Below are 19,518 nucleotides of genomic sequence, written 5' to 3' on the forward strand. Positions count from 1 at the left end.
CTACTCGGCGTTGGCCGACGACCTCTCGGCCGCCGTCTTCTTGGCGGCGGTCTTCGCGGTCGTCTTCTTGGCGGCCGTCTTCTTCGCGGTCGTCTTCGTCGCCGCGGTCTTCTTGGCGGCCGTCTTCTTGGCCGCCGTCTTCTTCGCCGCGGTCTTCTTGGCCGTCGTCTTCTTGGCGGTCTTCTTGGCCGGACCCTTGGCGCGCTTCTCAGCGAGCAGCTCGAAGCCGCGCTCGGGCGTGATGGTCTCCACGTCGTCGTCGCGGCGCAGCGTCGCGTTGGTCTCGCCGTCCGTGACGTACGGACCGAAGCGGCCGTCCTTGACCACCACGGGCCGCTCGCTGACCGGGTCGGTGCCCAGCTCCTTCAGCGGCGGCTTGGCCGCGGCCCGGCCACGCTGCTTGGGCTGGGCGTAGATCGCCAGCGCCTGCTCGAGCGTGATGGCGAAGATCTGGTCCTCGGTCTCCAGCGACCGCGAGTCCGTGCCCTTCTTCAGGTACGGGCCGTAGCGGCCGTTCTGCGCGGTGATCTCCACGCCCTCGGGGTCGGAGCCGACCACACGCGGCAGGGACATCAGCTTGAGCGCGTCCTCCAGGGTCACCGTGTCCAGGGACATCGACTTCAGCAGGGAGGCCGTGCGCGGCTTGATGGCGTTCTTACCGCTCTTGGGGGTGTCCTCGGGGAGCACCTCGGTGACGTACGGACCGTAGCGGCCGTCCTTGGCGACGATCATGCGACCGGTCTCGGGGTCGGGACCCAGCTCGAACTCGCCGCTCGGCTTGGCGAGCAGCTCCTCCGCGAGTTCCACGGTCAGCTCGTCCGGCGGCAGGTCGTCGGGGACGTCGGCGCGCCGGCCGGTGCCGCCCTCGACCTCCGTGGGGCGCTCGACGTACGGCCCGTAGCGGCCGACGCGCAGCACGATGCCGTCGCCCACGGGGAAGGACGAGATCTCCCGGGCGTCGATCGCGCCCAGGTCGGTGACGAGCTCCTTGAGGCCGCCGAGGTGGTCGCCGTCGCCGTTTCCGGCCTCGGCGGCGCCTGCCTGGGCGGCGCCTGCCTGGGCGGCGCCTGCCTGGGCTCCCTCGCCGAAGTAGAAGCGCTTCAGCCACGGCACGGCCTCGGCCTCGCCGCGCGCGATGCGGTCGAGGTCGTCCTCCATCTTGGCGGTGAAGTCGTAGTCGACCAGCCGGCCGAAGTGCTTCTCCAGCAGGTTGACCACGGCGAAGCTCAGGAAGGAGGGCACGAGCGCGGTGCCCTTCTTGAAGACGTAGCCGCGGTCGAGGATGGTGCCCAGGATCGTGGCGTAGGTCGACGGGCGGCCGATCTCGCGCTCTTCCAGCTCCTTGACCAGCGACGCCTCGGTGTAGCGGGCCGGAGGCTTGGTCGCGTGGCCGTCGGCGGTGATCTCCTCGGCGGTGAGCCGGTCGCCTTCGGTGACCTGCGGCAGCCGGCGCTCGCGGTCGTCGAGCTCGGCGTTCGGGTCGTCCGCGCCCTCCACATAAGCCTTCATGAAGCCATGGAACGTGATCGTCTTACCGGAGGCGGAGAACTCGGCGTCCCGGCCGTCGCTCGCCTGCCCACCGATCTTCACGGTGACCGAGTTGCCGATCGCGTCCTTCATCTGGGAAGCGACGGTCCGCTTCCAGATCAGCTCATAGAGCCGGAACTGGTCGCCGGTGAGGCCGGTCTCCGCCGGGGTGCGGAAACGGTCTCCCGAGGGGCGGATGGCCTCGTGCGCCTCCTGGGCGTTCTTGACCTTGCCCGCGTAGGTGCGCGGCTTGTCGGGCAGGTAGTCGGCCCCGTACAGCTGGGTGACCTGTGCCCGGGCCGCGGCCACCGCCGTGTCCGACAGGACGGTGGAGTCCGTACGCATATAGGTGATGTAGCCGTTTTCGTACAGCTTCTGTGCGACCTGCATGGTGGCCTTGGCACCGAAGCCCAGCTTGCGGCTGGCCTCCTGCTGGAGGGTCGTGGTGCGGAACGGCGCGTACGGCGAGCGGCGGTACGGCTTGGACTCGACCGAGCGCACCGTGAAGGCGGTGTCGGCGAGGGCCGTGGCCAGCGAGCGGGCGCCCGCCTCGTCCAGGTGGAGGACGTTGAGGCCCTCCTTGAGCTGCCCGAGCGAGGTGAAATCACGCCCCTGGGCGACCCGGAGGCCGTTGACGGCCGTAAGGCGGGCACCGAAGGTGCCGGGGTCGCTGACATCACCGGCCCGGCCGGTGGCGAAGGTGCCGGTGAGGTCCCAGTACTCGGCGGAGCGGAAGGCGATGCGATCGCGCTCGCGCTCGACGACGAGACGGGTGGCGACCGACTGGACCCGGCCCGCGGACAGGCCGCGCATGACCTTCTTCCACAGGACCGGCGAGACCTCGTAGCCGTAGAGGCGGTCGAGGATGCGGCGGGTCTCCTGGGCGTCGACCAGGCGCTGGTTCAGCTCGCGCGGGTTGGCCACGGCGGCCCGGATGGCGTCCTTGGTGATCTCGTGGAAGACCATCCGGCGCACCGGGACCTTGGGCTTGAGGACCTCCTGGAGGTGCCAGGCGATGGCCTCGCCCTCGCGGTCCTCATCGGTGGCCAGGAAGAGCTCGTCGGAGTCGGCGAGCAACTCCTTGAGCTTCTTGACCTGGCTCTTCTTGTCCGAGTTGACGACATAGACGGGCTGGAAGTCGTGCTCGACGTCCACGCCGAGGCGACGGACCTCGCCGGTGTACTTGTCGGGGACCTCGGCCGCACCGTTCGGCAGGTCCCGGATGTGCCCGACGCTGGCCTCGACCACGTAGCCCGGGCCGAGGTAGCCCTTGATCGTCTTCGCCTTGGCAGGCGACTCGACGATGACGAGTCGGCGGCCGCCCTGCGCGGTCTCGCTGGTGGTCGGGGACAACTTCGCTCTTCTCTCCGGTCGACTCTCGGTGAACGGGCAGTGCCGCGTGGGTAACGCTCACGGCCTCCCTCTACGGTGACGCTGCGGAGTGTGACGGTACATCCCGCCCCCGTGTCAAACGGAAAAAGCCCGCAACGCCACTCGAACGGTAACCCGACAACCGTCCTGTCTGCCGCCCGGACCGGCACGAGCCAGCGTGGAAGGCCCTGTCAGGCGTAACCCAGACACCAGATTCCGCCGCCCAGCGCGGCGATGCCGAAGAAGAGGGAGAGCACCGCGGAAGCGACAGGACTCACACCATGTGCGACGGGCACACGCAGCCTCAGGCGCGCCGCCGTCCACAGCAGCAGCGCGGCGCCGAACAACACGAATGCCGTTCCGGCGAAGATCGCAGGTCCGCTCTCCATGGCGGGAGCGTGGCACGCGCGGGAGGCGTGAGCGCGAACCCCGGGTGAACAGCGCGCGTCACCTCGCCGGACCCCGTCCGCACCCGCCCCGGGGCGGCCCCTCCGGCGCCCCCGGAGACAGCTTCCTGCCATACGGGGGCGCGAGAGAGAAGGCTGTACCACCGGCGCACGCCCCTAGTACACGCGCGGCGCGTCCCCATCCGGCCCCTATGGCCATCGTGGCGTCCCTATGGCGGTCATGGCGTCCCCATGGGCGGTCATGGCGGTCGTGGAGCCCCTATGCCGTCATGACATCTCCATGCCGTCGTCGTCCACAGCTCGCAGAAAGCCCTGCTCGACCAGGAGCCGGATCGACTCCGGGGTGCGGTCGCGCAGCACCACCGGGTCCTCACCGAGCAGCTGAGCGATGGCGTCCAGGATCCGGCCCGCGCTGAGTGTGCCGTCGCACACACCCGCGAAGCCCGCCCCGACCGTGTCCACCTTCGTCGCGCGCCGCATCCCCCGGTGCTGCCTGAGCACCACATGCTCGGGGTCCTCGGCCCCGGGCGGGCCCACCTGCTCCTGGACGACCTCGTCGGCCAGCCGGAAGCGGGCGGTCAGCAGCGCCGCGTCGTCATGCGTGCGCAGGAAGTCCTGCCGGTCGAAGTGGGCCATGACCTCGGCCCCCAGCGGCTGCTCGACCGGATGGGGCCACTCCTCCACGGTCACCGAGGGCCGGTCGGCGCCGGACTTGCGCAGGGTGATCCAGCCGAAGCCGACGGCCGTGGTCTTCCGCGCCTCGAACTCGTCCAGCCACGCGTCGTAGCGCGCCGCGTACGCCTCGGGACCGGCCAGGTGCTCACCGGCGTCGCGCAGCCACAGCTCGGCGTACTGGGTGACGTCCTGCACCTCGCGCTGCACGATCCACGCGTCACAGCCGGGCGGGACCCAGGAGGCCAGCCGCTCGCGCCAGTCCTCGCCCTCGACGTGCTGCCAGTTCGCGAGCAGCTGACACCAGCCGCCGTCGGCGAGATGCCCGGCGGACCGCTGGACGAGGGTGCGGCACAGATCGTCCCCGGACATCCCGCCCTCCCGGTAGACCAGCTCGCTGCCCTCCGGGGAGCGCGGGGAGATCACAAAGGGCGGGTTGGAGACGATCAGGTCGTACGTCTCGTCCCGGACCGGCTCGAACAGCGACCCCTCCCGCAGATCCGGCTCCGCCGCACCGGACAGGGCGAGGGTCAGCCGGGCGATGGCCAGGGCGCGCGGATTGCGGTCCGTGGCGGTCACGCGGGAGGCGTGGCGGCCCGCGTGCAGCGCCTGGATGCCGGAACCGGTGCCGAGGTCGAGGACCCGGTCCACGGGCGCGGGGACGGTGAGACCGGCGAGCGTGGTGGACGCGCCGCCGACCCCGAGGACGAGCCGGGAGCGGTCCTCACGGCCGCGCGCCCCGCCCGGGCCACCGATCCCCGCCGCGCCGCCGACCGCGCAGCCCAGGTCGGAGACGATCCACCAGTCCTGGCCCTCGGGCCCGCCGTAAGGCCGCACGTCCACACTCGCGCGCACCTCGTCGCCGTCCCGCACCAGCCAGCCGTCGGCGAGGCAGTCCTCGGCCGGGAGGGCGGCGGCCGCCCGCCCGTACGCCACGGGGCGCTGCAACAGGAAGAGCCGCACCAGGGTCTCCAGCGGGCCGCTCCCGCCCCGGGTGGCGCGCAGCGCCGGGACGGTCTCCCCGCGCGCCAGGGCCGTGTAGGCGGAGGAGCCGAACAGGTCCAGCAGACCGTCGGCGGTGAAGGAGGCGGCCGACAGCGCCTCGCGAAGGCGGGCGGTGCGCTCGGGGTCGGCGGTGGGGAGGCGGAACGAGGACTGGTGCGTACTCACGCCCCTATTGTCGGGGCAACCACCGACAGCGGGCGACGGCAGTCGGCATCGGGGCGACATCGCCCGCGCCGACCCGGGTGACGGGCCGACAAAGGGCGCCTCAGAGGGCGGCGTTGGCCCCTGGCGGCAGAACTCCGGGGCGGTCCACGTAAGGACTACGGGGACCGCCCGGGAGGCCTACGAGGCCTAAGAGGGCTACGAAGGCCTAAGAGGGCATGAGGACCAGCGAGGGCCGGCGAGGCCGGCTAGGACTGCGTCGCGGCGCCGCCGGCCGTCTTCGGCTTCTGGCAGCCGGGCTGCTTGGCCATCGCCGAGCCGACCTTGCCCTCCTGGAGCTTCCGCAGGGCCTGGTCACCCGACTTGCTGAGCTTGTCGAGCTCATCGGCGACGCCCGCGAGCCCCTGGGCGAACTTGGACTTGTCCGAGGTGTCCAGCTTGTCGATGGCCGACTTCAGCTTCGTGTACGACCCCGAGGTGGCGTTGAGCTCCTTGACCGCCTGCTTCTGGGTCTTGTCGCCGCTGTCCACGGGCGGCGGGCCCGCCTTGTTCACGGCCTTGGCGAGTGCCCCGTAGGACTCGGAGATCTCCTGGAACGCCTTGGAGTCCGTCTGCTGCAACTTCTTGGAGTCCTGCTCGTCGGCGGCACCCTGGATCGCGGTGTTCGCGCCCTGGATCTTCTTCAGCTGAGGCTGCACCTCGTCACAGACCGACTTGGCCCAGTCGTTGACCTTCTTGTCGTCGTCGCCGCCCCCGCAGCCGGTCAGCGCCAGTACGAGTGCCGCACCGCCGGACAGTGCAGCCACAAGCTTCTTGTTCACCGGATTGGTCCCTTCCATGGCTCTCGGCCCCGGAACATACACGTCCATCCGGCGAAGCCCATCGGGAGAGCGTCCCGTATGAATACCTTTAGAAGCATTTGCACCACGCTCATTGTGGACATGGCCTCATCGAGCGGATGGCACACCGCGGACAGGGAAGCGGGCGGACGATGTGCCGTCGCACACCGCCCGCCCGCATGTCGCGGGGGCTTTCCCGGCCCCCTGGCCCCTTCCGGGGCTAGGACACCACCGCCGCGTCGGCTGACTTCGCCACGCGCTCGGAGTTGTCTTCGTCACCTACGGCGATTCCGCGCCGCTTGGAGATGTAGACGGCGGTCACGATGATCACGACGGCGATCACCGCGACGACCGCACGCAGCCCCGGGCTGGCGTTGTCCCCATAGGAGAACTTGACCACCGCGGGAGCGATCAGCAGCGCCACCAGGTTCATCACCTTCAGCAGCGGGTTGATCGCGGGACCGGCGGTGTCCTTGAAGGGATCCCCGACCGTGTCGCCGATCACCGTCGCGGCATGGGCCTCGCTCCCCTTGCCGCCGTGGTGCCCGTCCTCGACCAGCTTCTTGGCGTTGTCCCAGGCGCCGCCGGAGTTGGCGAGGAAGACGGCCATCAGCGTGCCGGTGCCGATCGCGCCCGCCAGGAACGAGCCGAGCGCGCCGACCCCGAAGGTGAAGCCGACGGCGATCGGCGCCATGACGGCGAGCAGACCCGGTGTGGCCAGCTCGCGCAGCGCGTCCTTGGTGCAGATGTCGACGACCCGGCCGTACTCGGGCTTCTCGCTGTAGTTCATGATCCCGGGCTTCTCGCGGAACTGCCGCCGCACCTCGAAGACCACCGCACCGGCCGACCGCGACACCGCGTTGATCGCCAACCCGGAGAAGAGGAAGACGACGGCGGCGCCGAGGACGAGGCCCACGAGGTTGTTGGGCTGCGAGATGTCCAGATTCAGATTCATCTCCCCGGCCACGGAGGTGTGCACGTCGCTCACCGCCTCGGCGATGGCGTCGCGGTACGAGCCGAAGAGCGCGGCCGCCGCGAGCACCGCCGTCGCGATGGCGATCCCCTTGGTGATCGCCTTGGTGGTGTTGCCGACCGCGTCCAGGTCGGTGAGCACCTGCGCGCCCGCGCCCTCGACATCGCCGGACATCTCGGCGATGCCCTGGGCGTTGTCCGAGACCGGGCCGAAGGTGTCCATGGCGACGATCACGCCGACCGTGGTGAGCAGACCGGTGCCGGCGAGCGCCACGGCGAACAGCGCCAGCATGATCGAAGTGCCGCCGAGCAGGAAGGCGCCGTAGACGCTCAGCCCGATCAGCACCGCCGAGTAGACGGCGGACTCCAGACCCAGCGAGATACCGGAGAGCACCACCGTGGCCGGCCCGGTCAGCGAGGTCTTGCCGACGTCCCGCACCGGACGCCGGGTGGTCTCGGTGAAGTAGCCCGTGAGCTGCTGGATGAGCGCGGCCAGCACGATGCCGACGGCGACCGCGACGAGCGCGAGCACCCGCGGGTCACCGCTGTGGCCGAGGATCTCGCGGTTGGTGACGCCGTCGAGATCCGCGTAGCTGGACGGCAGATAGGTGAAGACCGCGATCGCCACCAGCGCCATCGAGATCAGGGCGGAGATGAAGAAGCCCCGGTTGATGGCGCTCATCCCGCTGCGGTCGGCGCGGCGCGGGGCCACGGCGAAGATCCCGATCATGGCGGTGACCACGCCGATGGCCGGGACGAGCAGCGGGAAGGCCAGCCCGGAGTCGCCGAAGGCCGTCTTGCCGAGGATCAGCGCGGCCACCAGGGTGACGGCGTACGACTCGAAGAGGTCGGCGGCCATACCGGCGCAGTCCCCGACGTTGTCGCCAACGTTGTCCGCGATGGTCGCGGCGTTGCGCGGGTCGTCCTCGGGGATGCCCTTCTCGACCTTGCCGACGAGGTCGGCGCCGACGTCGGCGGCCTTGGTGAAGATGCCACCGCCGACCCTCATGAACATCGCGATCAGCGCGGCGCCGAGCCCGAAGCCCTCCAGCACCTTGGGCGCGTCGGCCGCGTAGACCAGCACCACGCAGGAGGCGCCCAGCAGTCCGAGGCCCACGGTGAACATGCCCACCACACCGCCGGTACGGAATGCGATCTTCATTGCCTTGTGCGAGACGGCCGTGAGATCCACGCTCGGCTTACCGGGCGAGGAAGCGGCCGAATCGCCATTGACGGGTGTGGTGGGGGGCTCGGGGGTGGCCTCACGGGCGGCGGCGGCGACGCGCACATTGCTGCGCACCGCGAGCCACATCCCGATATAGCCGGTCGCGGCGGAGAATGCCGCGCCGATCAGAAAGAACACCGAACGCCCGATGCGCTGCGGCCAGTCGTCCGCCGGCAACAGCATGAGCAGGAAGAACACCACCACGGCGAATCCACCGAGGGTGCGCAGCTGCCGGGCCAGATAGGCATTGGCGCCTTCCTGAACGGCTTCGGCGATCTTCTTCATACTGTCCGTGCCCTCGCCGGCCGCGAGGACTTGTCGTACCAGCACCACCGCGACCGCGAGCGCCGCGATCGCGACGGCGGCGATCACCAGCACGATCACACGGTTGTCGTCGGTCAGCTCTGCGGCGGCCAGGGTTGGGGTGAGGTCCAGCTGATGAGGGGTGAGAGGCCCCGCCATTCGTCCTCCTTGACGTTTGGCACATGGGCGCGCAGCAGTTCTGCGACCGCAGAAGAGCCGCCGCGCTCAGGCGTCCTGAGCTCGAGATGTGGACGGATTGTAGGGAGCGTCACACGATCAAAACAGGGCGCCGGAATGGGAATTCCCCCGCACCAGCGAAGATCAATAGGTTTGGCGGTACGAATTCCTTCGGAAGAAGGAAGGTCGACAATTCGGTGACGGATGTAAAGTGATCGCCATAAATGATCTATATGAACGATCTCAATGGCGATCTTGCGACGATCGCGCGGCACTGAGAAAAGCGCTGTTCAGAGCCTACGCCCGAGATCGAAAAAGCGCGCGCCGAGGGATGCGCTGTGGGGTGCGCCGGGGTGCGCCGGGACGATGCCGCCGAACGGGCGCGGACACGCCGACAGCCGGACCGACGATCTTGAAACGGCCGGTCCGGTGGCCCGGAAGATCGGACGATGGATGACGGGCAGACGCCCCTCGAGGGGCCGGATTCGGCGGCCAGGGCGAGTCAGCCCCGCGCCGGGCCCCGGGGCGGGGCAAGAGGCCAAGGGGCCAAGGCCCACTGGGGGCAGGGCACGAACCGGCGAAGCATTGGCCCGTCGCGGTGAGGGCGGAACCCGAACCGGCGCGGACATGGCCCGGCCCGGTACAAGTGGAACCCGAACCGGCGACGACATGGCCCGACCCGTTACGGGCCGTCCCGACCGGTGGGCCAGGCCACCAAAGGCCTTGGCTCGGACTAGGACACCAGAGGCTGGGGCGATGTCGGCCAGCTCATCCGGATCACTCCACCGGTCTCGCTGGTCGTCACCTCGACATCGTCGACGAGCCCGCTGATGACGGCGAGACCCATCTCGTCCTCGCCCTCGGCCTCGTCGTCCGCCTCCGGATGGGAGCCGGGCGCCAGGGCGGCCGAGGTCGGGGATTCGTCACCGACCTCGATGGAGAACTTCTTCTCCTCCTCGGTCAGGATCACCCGCACCGGTGCCTCCACCCCATTGCTCAGGTGGAGCCCGACCGCACGCGTGCAGGCCTCGCCGACCGCGAGCCGCACCTCGTCGAGCACGGCCTCATCCACCCCCGCCCGGCGCGCCACGGCCGCCGCGACAAGACGAGCGGTCCTGACGTGCTCGGGCAGCGCGCTGAAGCGGAGTTCGACGGTGGCCATGCCATCCCCCTCGGGCGTATGGGCGTGCGTATGGGGAGGGCCGGGCGAGCGCCGCCCGGAACCCCCTTCTGTGTCTTCCTTCGGCGATCTTGTCAGTCGGTCGCCGCGACAGCGTCCTCAACCGAGGTGTGAATCGGGAACACCTTGGTCAGGCCGGTGATGCGGAAGATCTTCAGAATGCGCTCCTGGTTGCAGACCAGGCGCAGCGAGCCCTCGTGGGCCCGCACTCGCTTGAGCCCGCCGACGAGCACGCCGAGTCCGGTGGAGTCGAGAAAGTCGACGCCCTCCATGTCGACGACCAGGTGGTAGTTGCCGTCGTTGACAAGCTCGACCAGCTGCTCGCGCAGCTTGGGCGCGGTGTATACATCAATCTCGCCACCGACCTCGACGACCGTACGGTCGTCGACGGTCCGAGTCGACAGGGACAGGTCCACGGATCCTCCAGCACCTTGCATCGAGCGGTCGCCCCCCATGGATCGGCAGCCGCGATGGCATTCAATCACTTACCAGCAGGCGTGCACGACGCCTTGAGACCATTGTCCGTCAGACCAGTGACACACTCGGTGTCGATGGCCGACAACCAAATCCCGCGGCAGGCGGGCATACGCCCCTCACCCCGGGCCGTCCTCGGCCGGCTGAGCACCGGGGCGAGCCGGAGCACGCGCATCACTCATACGGAGCACTTGCCCCCACGCCCGGGAACCCATGCCGACTGGCCCTCGGCGATCCGGCCAGAGGTGATCAACGCCATTCGCGCGGTCGGCATCGAGCGCCCCTGGGCCCACCAGGCGCGCACGGCCGAGCACGCGCTGCGCGGCGAATCCGTGGTCGTGGCCACCGGAACCGCCTCCGGCAAGTCCCTCGCCTATCTGGCCCCCGTCCTCAGCACCCTGCTGGACGGCTCGGAGGAGCCCAGCGGCCGGGGGGCGACCGCCCTGTATCTCTCCCCCACCAAGGCGCTGGCCGCCGATCAGCGGCGCGCGGTGGCCGGCCTCACCGCCCCGCTGGGCTCCGGCATCCGGGCGGCGGTCTACGACGGCGACACGCCCGTCGAGGAGCGCGAGTGGGTCCGGCAGTACGCGAACTACGTGCTCACCAACCCCGACATGCTCCACCGGGGCATCCTGCCCGGCCACCCCAGATGGTCCTCCTTCCTGCGCGCGCTGCGCTATGTGGTGATCGACGAGTGCCACACCTACCGGGGTGTCTTCGGCTCCCATGTGGCCCAGGTGCTGCGCAGGCTGCGCCGCGTCTGCGCCCGCTACGGCTCCTCGCCGGTGTTCCTGCTCGCCTCGGCCACCGCCTCCGACCCGGCGGTCGCCGCGTGCCGGCTGACCGGCGTGCCGGTGGCGGAGATCACCGAGGACGGCTCGCCCCGCGGCGAGGTCGTCTTCGCCCTCTGGGAGCCGCCGCTGACCGAACTCCACGGCGAGCAGGGCGCCCCCGTTCGGCGCACGGCCACGGCCGAGTCCGCGGACCTGCTCACCGACCTGGCCGTCCAGGGCGTCCGTACGGTCACCTTCGTGCGCTCCCGGCGGGGCGCGGAGCTCATCGCGCTCATCGCCCAGGAACGGCTCGCGGAGGTGGACCGCTCGCTGCCGGACCGGATCGCCGCCTATCGCGGCGGCTATCTCCCCGAGGAGCGCCGCGCCCTGGAGAAGGCCCTGCACTCCGGCGAGTTGCTGGGACTCGCCGCGACCACCGCACTCGAGCTGGGGATGGACATCGCCGGGCTGGACGCCGTGGTCGTGGCGGGCTATCCCGGCACCCGGGCCTCCCTGTGGCAGCAGGCGGGGCGGGCCGGGCGCACCGGCGAAGGGGCCCTCGCGATCCTCGTCGCCCGGGACGACCCGCTGGACACCTACCTCGTCCACCACCCGGACGCCCTCTTCCGGCAACCGGTGGAGTCCACCGTCCTGGACCCGGACAATCCTTACGTCCTCGCACCGCACCTGTGCGCGGCCGCGGCCGAGCTTCCGCTCACCGAACCCGACCTGGAGCTCTTCGGCCCCGCCACCGAGGAGCTGATGCCGCAGCTGGAGCGGCGCAAGCTGCTGCGCCGACGGGCGAAGGCCTGGCACTGGACCCGCCGTGAGCGCGCCGCCGACCTCACCGACATCCGCGGGGCGGGCGGCAGCCCGGTCCAGGTCGTGGAGGCGGCCACCGGACGGCTGCTGGGCACCGTGGACGCCGCGGCGGCCCACACCACCGTCCACGAGGGCGCCGTCCACCTCCACCAGGGCCGGAGCTATCTCGTCAAACAGCTCGACCTCGACGACTCGGTCGCCCTGGTGGAGGAGGCCACTCCGCCCTACTCGACCACGGCCCGCGACACCACGGCGATCTCCATCCTGGAGACCACCACCGAGATCCCCTGGGGGGACGCGCGGCTGTGCTTCGGCTCCGTCGAGGTCACCAACCAGGTGGTCTCCTTCCTGCGCCGCAAGCTGATCACCGGTGAGGTCCTCGGCGAGTCCAAGCTGGACCTTCCGCCGCGCACTTTGCGCACCCGGGCGGTGTGGTGGACGGTGACCGACGACCAACTCGAGGAGGCCCGGGTGCACCCCCAGGCCCTCGGCGGCGCCCTGCACGCCGCCGAGCACGCCTCGATCGGCATCCTGCCGCTCTTCGCCACCTGCGACCGCTGGGACATCGGCGGGGTGTCCATCCCGCTGCATCCCGACACGCTGCTGCCCACCGTCTTCGTCTACGACGGGCACCCGGGTGGTGCGGGCTTCGCCGAGCGCGCCTTCCACACGGCCGCCCGCTGGCTGGCGGCCACCCGCGAGGCGATCGCCGTCTGTGAGTGCGAGGCGGGATGCCCGTCCTGCATCCAGTCGCCCAAGTGCGGCAACGGCAACGACCCGCTGGACAAGAAGGCCGCCATCCGCCTGCTGACCACCCTGCTCGCCGGCGCCCCGGAGCAGCCGCCGGCCGCCGAGTGACCGCTCCCCGCCGCCCGGTGGGGACAGCGGTCCGGTGGCCCCGGTGACGGGAGTACCCGCGGGCCCCGCCCGCGCCCGGACGCGGAGGGCGAACGGACCGGTGCGCACCTCCGCCGTGAGATCCGCGATCTCACCGCTCAGGGCACAGCGCACCACACGCGCCCCCTGCGCGGAGGCCACGCGCCTGGCGAGACCGCACGCCGTACGAGCCCCCTCCAGGCCGTGGTCCGCCGCCGCGAGCGCCGCCAGATCGGCGGCGCCGCCCGCCCGATGGCGCGCCATCATGGCCTGCCCGGCCGCCAGCACGGCCGCGAACACCACGCACAACGCCGCCGCGGTCAGCGCGGTCCAGACGGTGGCCGACCCCCGGTCGTCCGCCCACCTCCCTGGGCCGCCTCCCGGGCTCACGGGACCGCCTCCCGAGCCGCCTCGGCGGCGCCGTCCACACCGCCCGCGGCGGCGGCACCGCCCGCACCGCCCCTGCCCATCGCGTCGCCCCCGCCCACCGAGTCCTCGGCGAGTGCGGCCGCCTCTCCGCGCAGATCCACCGCCAGCGGTCCGGGTCCGGCGGCATGGGTACGCACCCGCACCCGCACCAGGTCTCCCTCCCGCCACAGCTCGACCCGTGCTCCATCGGGCGCGGCCGAGCGGGCGGCGGCCATCGCGTCCGCCTCCGGCTCCGAACGCGCCGCCGCCCTCGCCCCGGCCCTGGCCGCGTCCACGCACTGAAGCTGCGCGGACGCGGCCATCAGCGCCCAGATCAGCATCAGGGCGAACAGCGCCAGCACCGGGAGCGCGACGGCCGCCTCCGCCGTTACGTAGCCGCTGTCCCGCCCAGGGCCCCGGGCCCCCGGGACGCCCCTCCTGGGCACGTACGGGCCCATCGGGACGCCGCCGCTGGCCCTCCGGACACCACCGGCCCTCCGGACGCCGCTGACCCTCGGGACGCCCCGCGCGCCGCTCCTGACGCGCGAGTCCGTCCGCTTCCCCGTCCCCGGCGGCTCAGAACTGCACATCGAGGGCCCGTCCGATGACCGACTGCAACGCACCGCTGACGGCCCCGCTGGTCACCACCTTGTAGAGCACCGCGGCGAAACCGCATGCCGCGATCGTTCCCATCGCGTACTCGGCGGTGGTCATGCCCGCCTCGGCCTTCGCCCGCGCCGCCATGTACCGCCGTACCCACCACTGCTTCACCATGTCGGCCCCCCTTGTCCTGTCCGCGGTGTCACCGACCGCGGTGTCGTCGTTCGTCGTGCTGTCGTCGTTCGTCGCGGTGTCGTCGTGCGGTTGCCGCTCATGCGGCTCTCGTTGATGCGGCTCTCGTTGGAGCCGCTGTCGTTCGCTGTGTTGCCGTCGTGGTCCCGCCCGTGCTCAGGGGCCCTCGCCCATCAGGCCGCGGGCCAGCCCGATCATCACCGGGGCCAGACCGACCAGCAGGAACGCGGGGAGGAAGCAGCCCGCGAGCGGCGCGTTGACCAGCACACCGGTGCGGTCGGCCCGTCTCATCGCCTCCCGTCCCTGCTCGGCCCGGCATTCGGCCGCCAGCCGGGACACCGGCTCCACCGCCGGAGCGCCCGTTGTCCCGGCGCGTTCCAGAGCGCGCGCCAGCCCCTGTGCTCCGGGCAGGGCGCCGATGCGCCCCCACGCATGGGCCGGTTCGCCGCCCAGCCGAAGCTCCGCCGCGGTCTGGGCGAGCCGCTCGCCCACCGGGCCGCCGAGCGAACCTCCCACCGCCTCCGCCGCCCTCCGCGGGCCCGCTCCGGCCGCCAGGCATGCCGTCAGCAGATCGGCGGCCAGCGGGATCTGATGCGCGGCGATGGCCTCGAGGTGCCGATCACGGGCGGACCGCCCAGCCGTGGCCCGGCGGTGCCGCTGCCACCACCAGAGGCCACAGGCCGCGGCGAGACCCAGCACCCACCCGGGCGGCCCCCCGACGAGGACGACGGCGATCGTCAGCGCGCCGCCCGGCGCGGCCCAGGCGGGCAGAGCGCCCGCACCGGACCCGGCCCGCCACCGCCGCCACGGCCGGGCCCGCCGCGGCCGCCCGTGCTCCGCACCCGGAAGCAGTGCCATCACCCGTCGTCGGGCGCATCGCTCCCGACGGGCCTCGACCATCGCCATCGCCGTGCACAGGGCCGCCGCCAGGAAGGACAGCGAAATCCCCAGGCTGTGGACAACCTCGGCGCTCATCGGCCACCCCGGCGATCCGCTGGGCCTCGGTTCAGTTGCGGATCCCCTCGCCGCCGCCCCGGCTCACGCGCGGCTCGCACCATCCGGCCGGTCCAGACCAGGCCCGCCCACTCCAGCAGCCCGCCCAGCAGCAGACAGCTCAGCCCGGCCGGGGTGTGCAGCAGCACATGCAGCGGATCGGAGCCCATCAGGCCGCCCAGCGCCAGCCCGACGATGGGCAGCACGGCCAGCCCGAGGGCGGTGGCCTTGGCGCCCGCCAGCTTGGCGTCCAGGCTCTCCCGCTGGTCCCGCTCGGCGCGCAGCGCCGCCGCCACCCGGTCGAGACCCGCCGCCAGGCCCGCCCCCTCGTCGACCGCCACCTGCCAGCAGGCGGCGACCCCGGTCAGCCCCTCGGCGCCCGGCAGCCGGGCCACCCTCCGCAGCGCGTCCGGCACATCCCCGCCGAACCGCGCCGCGGCCGTCACCAGCCCCCAACGCTCCCTCAGGTGCCCCGGGTCCACCGCCAGCAGCGCCTCGCCGGGATGCCGCCCGGCCCGTAGCTCGCCCGCCACGGTGGCACAGAGCTGGATCACCCCGGCGGCGCGCCGCACACGGTCCCGCTCGCCCCGCCGGGACCGCAGCCACCGGCCGACGACCGGAGTGGCGAGCACCGCCCCGAGCAGCGGCAGAACCGACGCGCCCAGTAGCGCGATCACACATCCGACTGGCAGACACAGCAGCTCACGCCCCATCCGTCCGCCGTACTTGACCCGCCAGCGCTCCCTCAGCCAGGCGGCGGTCTCGGACAGCCGTCGCCCGGGGTCGGCTCCCGGGGACTCGACGGGTCCGCCGCCGGCCAACAGCAGCCTGGCCCGGCGCAGCTCCCGGTCCCGCCCGGTGAGCAGCCATAAGGCCGCCCCCACGCACAGCATCACGGCACAGAGCGTCAGCGCCCCCGGGTCCGCTCCCACGCCCGTCATGCCGCGTCTCCGCCCCGTGCGCACAGCCGCTGGAGCCGCTGCCACCCGGCCGCCCGCTCGAAGCCCCCGGGGCTCCAGACGGCCGCGGGGACGGTCGTGACGAAGCCCGCCCGGTCCCGGTCCAGCACATGCAGCTCGGCGATCCTGCGCCGCCCGGCGCGGTCGCGCACCAGATGGACCACGACCGACAGCGCCGCCGCCAACTGGCTGTGGAGCGCGGCCCGGTCCAGACCGGCGGTCGAGCCGAGCGCCTCCAGCCGCGCGGGCACATCGGCCGCCGTATTGGCGTGGACAGTGCCGCAGCCACCCTCATGGCCGGTGTTCAGGGCTCCCAGGAGGTCGGTGACCTCGGCGCCTCTCACCTCGCCGACCACCAGCCGGTCGGGGCGCATGCGCAGCGCCTGCCGCACCAGATCCCGCAGGGTGACCTGGCCCCGGCCCTCCTGATTGGCGGGGCGGGTCTCCAGCCGGACCACATGCGGATGGTCGGGCCGCAACTCGGCCGAGTCCTCTGCGAGGACGATCCGCTCCCGTGGGCCGACCAGCCCCAGCAGGGTGCTCAGCAGCGTTGTCTTGCCTGAGCCCGTACCGCCGCTGATCAGGTAGGACAGCCTGGCGTCCAGCATGGCCCGCAGCAGCCGCGCGCCGTCCGGTGGCACCGTCCCGGCCGCCTCCAGCTCCGCGAGGGAGAACGCCCGGGGGCGCACCACCCGCAGCGAGAGGCAGGTCGAGCCGACCGCGACCGGAGGGAGCACCGCATGCAGCCGGGTCCCGTCCGGCAGCCGGGCGTCCACCCATGGCCGGGCGTCGTCCAGCCGCCGCCCCGCCACCGCGGCGAGCCGCTGCGCGAGCCTGCGCACGGCGGCCGCGTCCAGGAAGGTGACCCCCGTGCGCTCCAGCCCCGAACCCCGGTCCACCCACACCTCGTCGGGGGCGGTGACCAGGACGTCCGTGACATCGCGGGCGGCCAGCAGCGGCTCCAGGGGGCCGGAGCCGACCAGCTCCGAGCGCAGCGTCTCCACGACCCCGAGCACCTCGGTGTCGCCGAGCAGCCGACCCTCCTCGCGCAGGGCGGACGCCACCCGCGCGGGCGTGGGCTCCGCGCCGCTCCCGGCCAGCCGCAGCCGCACCGCGTCCAGCAGATCCGGCGATACGGCGCTCATGCCGTGACACCTCCCTCGTCGGCGAGGGCGCGCGCCCAGAACTCGGCGCAGAACCGGCCGAGCGGTCCACGGGGGCTGCCGCCCGGGGGTTCCCCGCCCTCGAACGCGTCCGCCAGACCGGGCTCCGGCGGCAGCTGACCGGCCAGCGGCAGCCCGAGCAGCTCCGCGATCTCCTCGTCGCCGAGCTCCGGCCCGCACGGGCCACGCACCACCGCGCGCAGATCCCGCAGCACCATGCCCACCGTGGACGCCACCCGGTGAGCGGCCGCGACCGCTCGCAGCTCCGCCGGGACGACCAGCAGCCCGAGGTCGATCTGGGACAGCGCCTCGGCCGCCGCGTCGTCGACGCGGCGCGGCAGGTCCACCACCACGACCCCGCCGCGCCGTCGGGCCGCGGCCAGCACCGCCCGCATCGCGGACGCCGGGATGACGACCGAATCGCCGCGGTCCCAGCTGAGCACCCGCAGCGCGTGCAGCTCGGGCAGCGATTCCTCGAGGGCGCTTCCGGCGACCCGCCCCCGCGACTCGGCGAAGGCGGGCCATCTGAGCCCCTGCGCGCCCTCGCCACCGAGCAGCACATCGAGCCCGCCGCCCAGCGGATCGGCGTCGATCAGCATGGTGCGCCGCCCGGAGCGGGCCGCGGTGACCGCCAGGGCGCAGGCGAGGGTGGAGGCACCCGCGCCGCCGCGGCCGCCGATGACCCCGACGGTCAGTGCCTGTCGGCCCACGCCTTCGGCGACATCGGCGATCCGGTCCACCAGCCAGGTCTCGGCATCGGGCAGGAACGCCACATTGTCCGCGCCGAGCGCCACCGCCCGCCGCCAGATGCCGTGGTCGTCCAGATCGCGCCCAATGAGCAGCACCCCTTGTCTGCGGGCTCGGCCGGTCAGCCGGGCGGCGGAGTCGTCGCCGACCAGAATCAGCGGTGCGGCCTCCCAGCTGCCCCGGCGGGTGAGCGCGCCATGCGCCACTTCCGGTTCCGCTCCGGCCGCCGCGCACAGCCGCAGCAGATCATCGAGAAGCGCCTCGTCCTCGGTGACGATGAGCGGTCTGCTTCGCTGTCCTTCGGTCGCCGAAGGGCGTTCCGGTGTGATGGATGCAGTCACGATCCCTCCCATATCCGTTACGCGCTCTCACTCCCGCGAACAGCGAGTGCGAGCATCGCGGAGAATCACCGTCCTGCGATCCAGAAAATCTTGGGGATCTTGGTCCAAAACCGTGGACAACTCATCAGTTGTGAATATCCCAGTCACCTAAACCGGTGACTTCCGGAGAGCAGCCTAGCGATTACGTACGGTTACCGCTCAAGCTGTGGAGAGGCGGGGCCACACTGGCCCGAGGGAGGGGAGCAAGATCTCATGAGAACGCCGAAAATGCGTCCGGACATGCGACGACCCCCGCCGGGGGGGAGAGCGGGGGTCGTCCCCACGGCCGACTCGGGGGGGGAGGAGTCGGGCCGGGTTAGCACGGTCGCGAACGATCCGTGACTTCCATGGTGTACCCGAGAGCCTTCTCAGGCAAACCCACGCGCCTGAGCTTACGCCGAATGGTGGGCCCTATGCTCGGCGTCGTGGAAAACCACTCCTTGCCTCGGACAGCTGCCTTCTTTGACCTGGACAAGACGGTCATTGCGAAGTCAAGCACTCTCACCTTCAGCAAGTCCTTCTACCGGGGTGGGCTGATCAACCGCCGGGCCGCACTGCGTACTGCCTATGCACAGTTTGTCTTCCTCGCCGGCCGCGCCGATCACGAGCAGATGGAGCGGATGCGCAAGTACCTCTCCGCGCTCTGCCGAGGATGGAATGTCCAGCAGGTCAAGGAGATCGTCGCGGAGACCCTGCACGACCTCATCGACCCCATCATCTACGACGAGGCCGCCTCGCTCATCGAGGAACATCACACCGCCGGCCGCGATGTGGTGATCGTCAGCACCTCCGGCGCGGAGGTGGTCGAGCCGATCGGCGAGCTTCTGGGCGCGGACCGTGTGGTGGCCACCCGCATGGTGGTCGAGGATGGAGTGTTCACCGGAGAGGTGGAGTACTACGCCTATGGCCCGACCAAGGCGGAGGCGATCGCCGAGTTGGCGGAGTCGGAGGGCTACGACTTGTCGCGCTGTTACGCCTACAGCGATTCGGTGACCGATCTCCCGATGCTGGAGGCGGTCGGCCACCCCCATACGGTCAACCCGGACCGGGCGCTGCGGCGCGAGGCGGCGGCGCGCGGCTGGCCGGTGCTCTCGTTCAACCGCCCGGTGCGGTTGAAGCAGCGCAGACCCTCACTCTCCATGCCGCCGCGCCCGGTTCTCGCCGTCGCGGCGGCCGTCGGCGCGGCCGCCGCGACCGCCGGACTGCTGTGGTACACCAATCGGCGCCGCGCCCTTTATGTTCGCATTTAGGGGTAACAGCAAAGATCTGCGGCGAGGGGTTCCGATTGGCC

At 71.7% G+C, this 19,518-nt stretch carries 15 protein-coding genes and 1 pseudogene; 2 read left to right on the top strand and 14 right to left on the bottom strand.

Translation table 11 applies throughout. The annotated features are described in order from the left end of the window. The 7 genes from topA to bldG form a co-directional block, all read right to left on the bottom strand. Positions 1-2,880, bottom strand: a complete 2,880-nt coding sequence (topA, locus tag ACJX2R_RS25285) for a type I DNA topoisomerase (RefSeq protein ID WP_413101993.1) — start codon at positions 2,878-2,880, stop codon at positions 1-3. A gap of 209 nt (positions 2,881-3,089) precedes the next feature. Next, a complete protein-coding gene (locus ACJX2R_RS25290; protein ID WP_413101994.1) occupies positions 3,090-3,287 on the bottom strand; it encodes a hypothetical protein in 198 nt (65 codons plus the stop codon). Between the two features lie 285 nt (positions 3,288-3,572). Continuing rightward, positions 3,573-5,207: a methyltransferase gene (locus ACJX2R_RS25295; RefSeq protein ID WP_413101995.1), complete on the bottom strand. Its 1,635-nt coding sequence runs from the start codon at positions 5,205-5,207 to the stop codon at positions 3,573-3,575. A gap of 185 nt (positions 5,208-5,392) precedes the next feature. After that, positions 5,393-5,965 carry a small secreted protein gene (locus ACJX2R_RS25300; protein WP_413101996.1) on the bottom strand — a complete coding sequence of 191 codons (573 nt, stop codon included), beginning with the start codon at positions 5,963-5,965 and terminating at the stop codon, positions 5,393-5,395. Positions 5,966-6,203: 238 nt separating this feature from the next. Further along, on the bottom strand, positions 6,204-8,642 hold the full coding sequence (locus ACJX2R_RS25305) for a sodium-translocating pyrophosphatase (RefSeq protein ID WP_262702141.1): 2,439 nt from the start codon (positions 8,640-8,642) through the stop codon (positions 6,204-6,206). 751 nt (positions 8,643-9,393) lie between these two features. Continuing rightward, positions 9,394-9,822 (bottom strand): ATP-binding protein, encoded by a 429-nt coding sequence (locus ACJX2R_RS25310; RefSeq protein ID WP_020870239.1) that lies wholly within the window; start codon positions 9,820-9,822, stop codon positions 9,394-9,396. A gap of 92 nt (positions 9,823-9,914) precedes the next feature. Next, positions 9,915-10,256, bottom strand: a complete 342-nt coding sequence (bldG, locus tag ACJX2R_RS25315) for an anti-sigma factor antagonist BldG (protein ID WP_014061729.1) — start codon at positions 10,254-10,256, stop codon at positions 9,915-9,917. Positions 10,257-10,310: 54 nt separating this feature from the next. Between bldG and ACJX2R_RS25320 the strand changes: the two genes are divergently transcribed. Continuing rightward, positions 10,311-12,767 carry a DEAD/DEAH box helicase gene (locus ACJX2R_RS25320; protein WP_413101997.1) on the top strand — a complete coding sequence of 819 codons (2,457 nt, stop codon included), beginning with the start codon at positions 10,311-10,313 and terminating at the stop codon, positions 12,765-12,767. 120 nt (positions 12,768-12,887) lie between these two features. Here the strand turns inward: ACJX2R_RS25320 and ACJX2R_RS25325 are convergent. From ACJX2R_RS25325 to ssd, 7 genes and pseudogenes are all read right to left on the bottom strand, one after another. After that, positions 12,888-13,175: pseudogene (locus ACJX2R_RS25325) on the bottom strand (Rv3654c family TadE-like protein); the annotation flags it as partial. Beyond that, positions 13,172-13,651: a TadE family type IV pilus minor pilin gene (locus tag ACJX2R_RS25330; RefSeq protein WP_413101998.1), complete on the bottom strand. Its 480-nt coding sequence runs from the start codon at positions 13,649-13,651 to the stop codon at positions 13,172-13,174. The pseudogene ACJX2R_RS25325 and the gene ACJX2R_RS25330, both read right to left, overlap by 4 nt. Positions 13,652-13,769: 118 nt before the next feature. Next, entirely contained in the window at positions 13,770-13,967 is a 198-nt protein-coding gene (locus tag ACJX2R_RS25335; RefSeq protein ID WP_413101999.1) for a DUF4244 domain-containing protein, read from the bottom strand. Between the two features lie 174 nt (positions 13,968-14,141). Further along, positions 14,142-14,960, bottom strand: coding sequence for a type II secretion system F family protein (locus tag ACJX2R_RS25340; RefSeq protein WP_413102000.1), 819 nt, complete (start codon positions 14,958-14,960; stop codon positions 14,142-14,144). Then, entirely contained in the window at positions 14,957-15,919 is a 963-nt protein-coding gene (locus tag ACJX2R_RS25345; RefSeq protein ID WP_413102001.1) for a type II secretion system F family protein, read from the bottom strand. The genes ACJX2R_RS25340 and ACJX2R_RS25345 overlap by 4 nt, the downstream gene beginning before the upstream one ends. Further along, complete coding sequence (locus ACJX2R_RS25350; protein WP_413102002.1) at positions 15,916-17,082, bottom strand: TadA family conjugal transfer-associated ATPase; 1,167 nt, start codon at positions 17,080-17,082, stop codon at positions 15,916-15,918. Before ACJX2R_RS25350 ends, ACJX2R_RS25345 begins: the two co-directional genes overlap by 4 nt. Continuing rightward, positions 17,079-18,188: a septum site-determining protein Ssd gene (gene ssd / locus ACJX2R_RS25355; protein WP_413102003.1), complete on the bottom strand. Its 1,110-nt coding sequence runs from the start codon at positions 18,186-18,188 to the stop codon at positions 17,079-17,081. Before ssd ends, ACJX2R_RS25350 begins: the two co-directional genes overlap by 4 nt. Positions 18,189-18,640: 452 nt before the next feature. On the opposite strand from ssd, the gene ACJX2R_RS25360 reads away from it, so the two are divergent. Further along, positions 18,641-19,477, top strand: coding sequence for an HAD family hydrolase (locus ACJX2R_RS25360; RefSeq protein ID WP_413102004.1), 837 nt, complete (start codon positions 18,641-18,643; stop codon positions 19,475-19,477). Positions 19,478-19,518: the final 41 nt, after the last annotated feature.

It is taken from the genome of Streptomyces sp. Inha503, assembly GCF_047215865.1.
Classification (GTDB): domain Bacteria; phylum Actinomycetota; class Actinomycetes; order Streptomycetales; family Streptomycetaceae; genus Streptomyces; species Streptomyces lycopersici.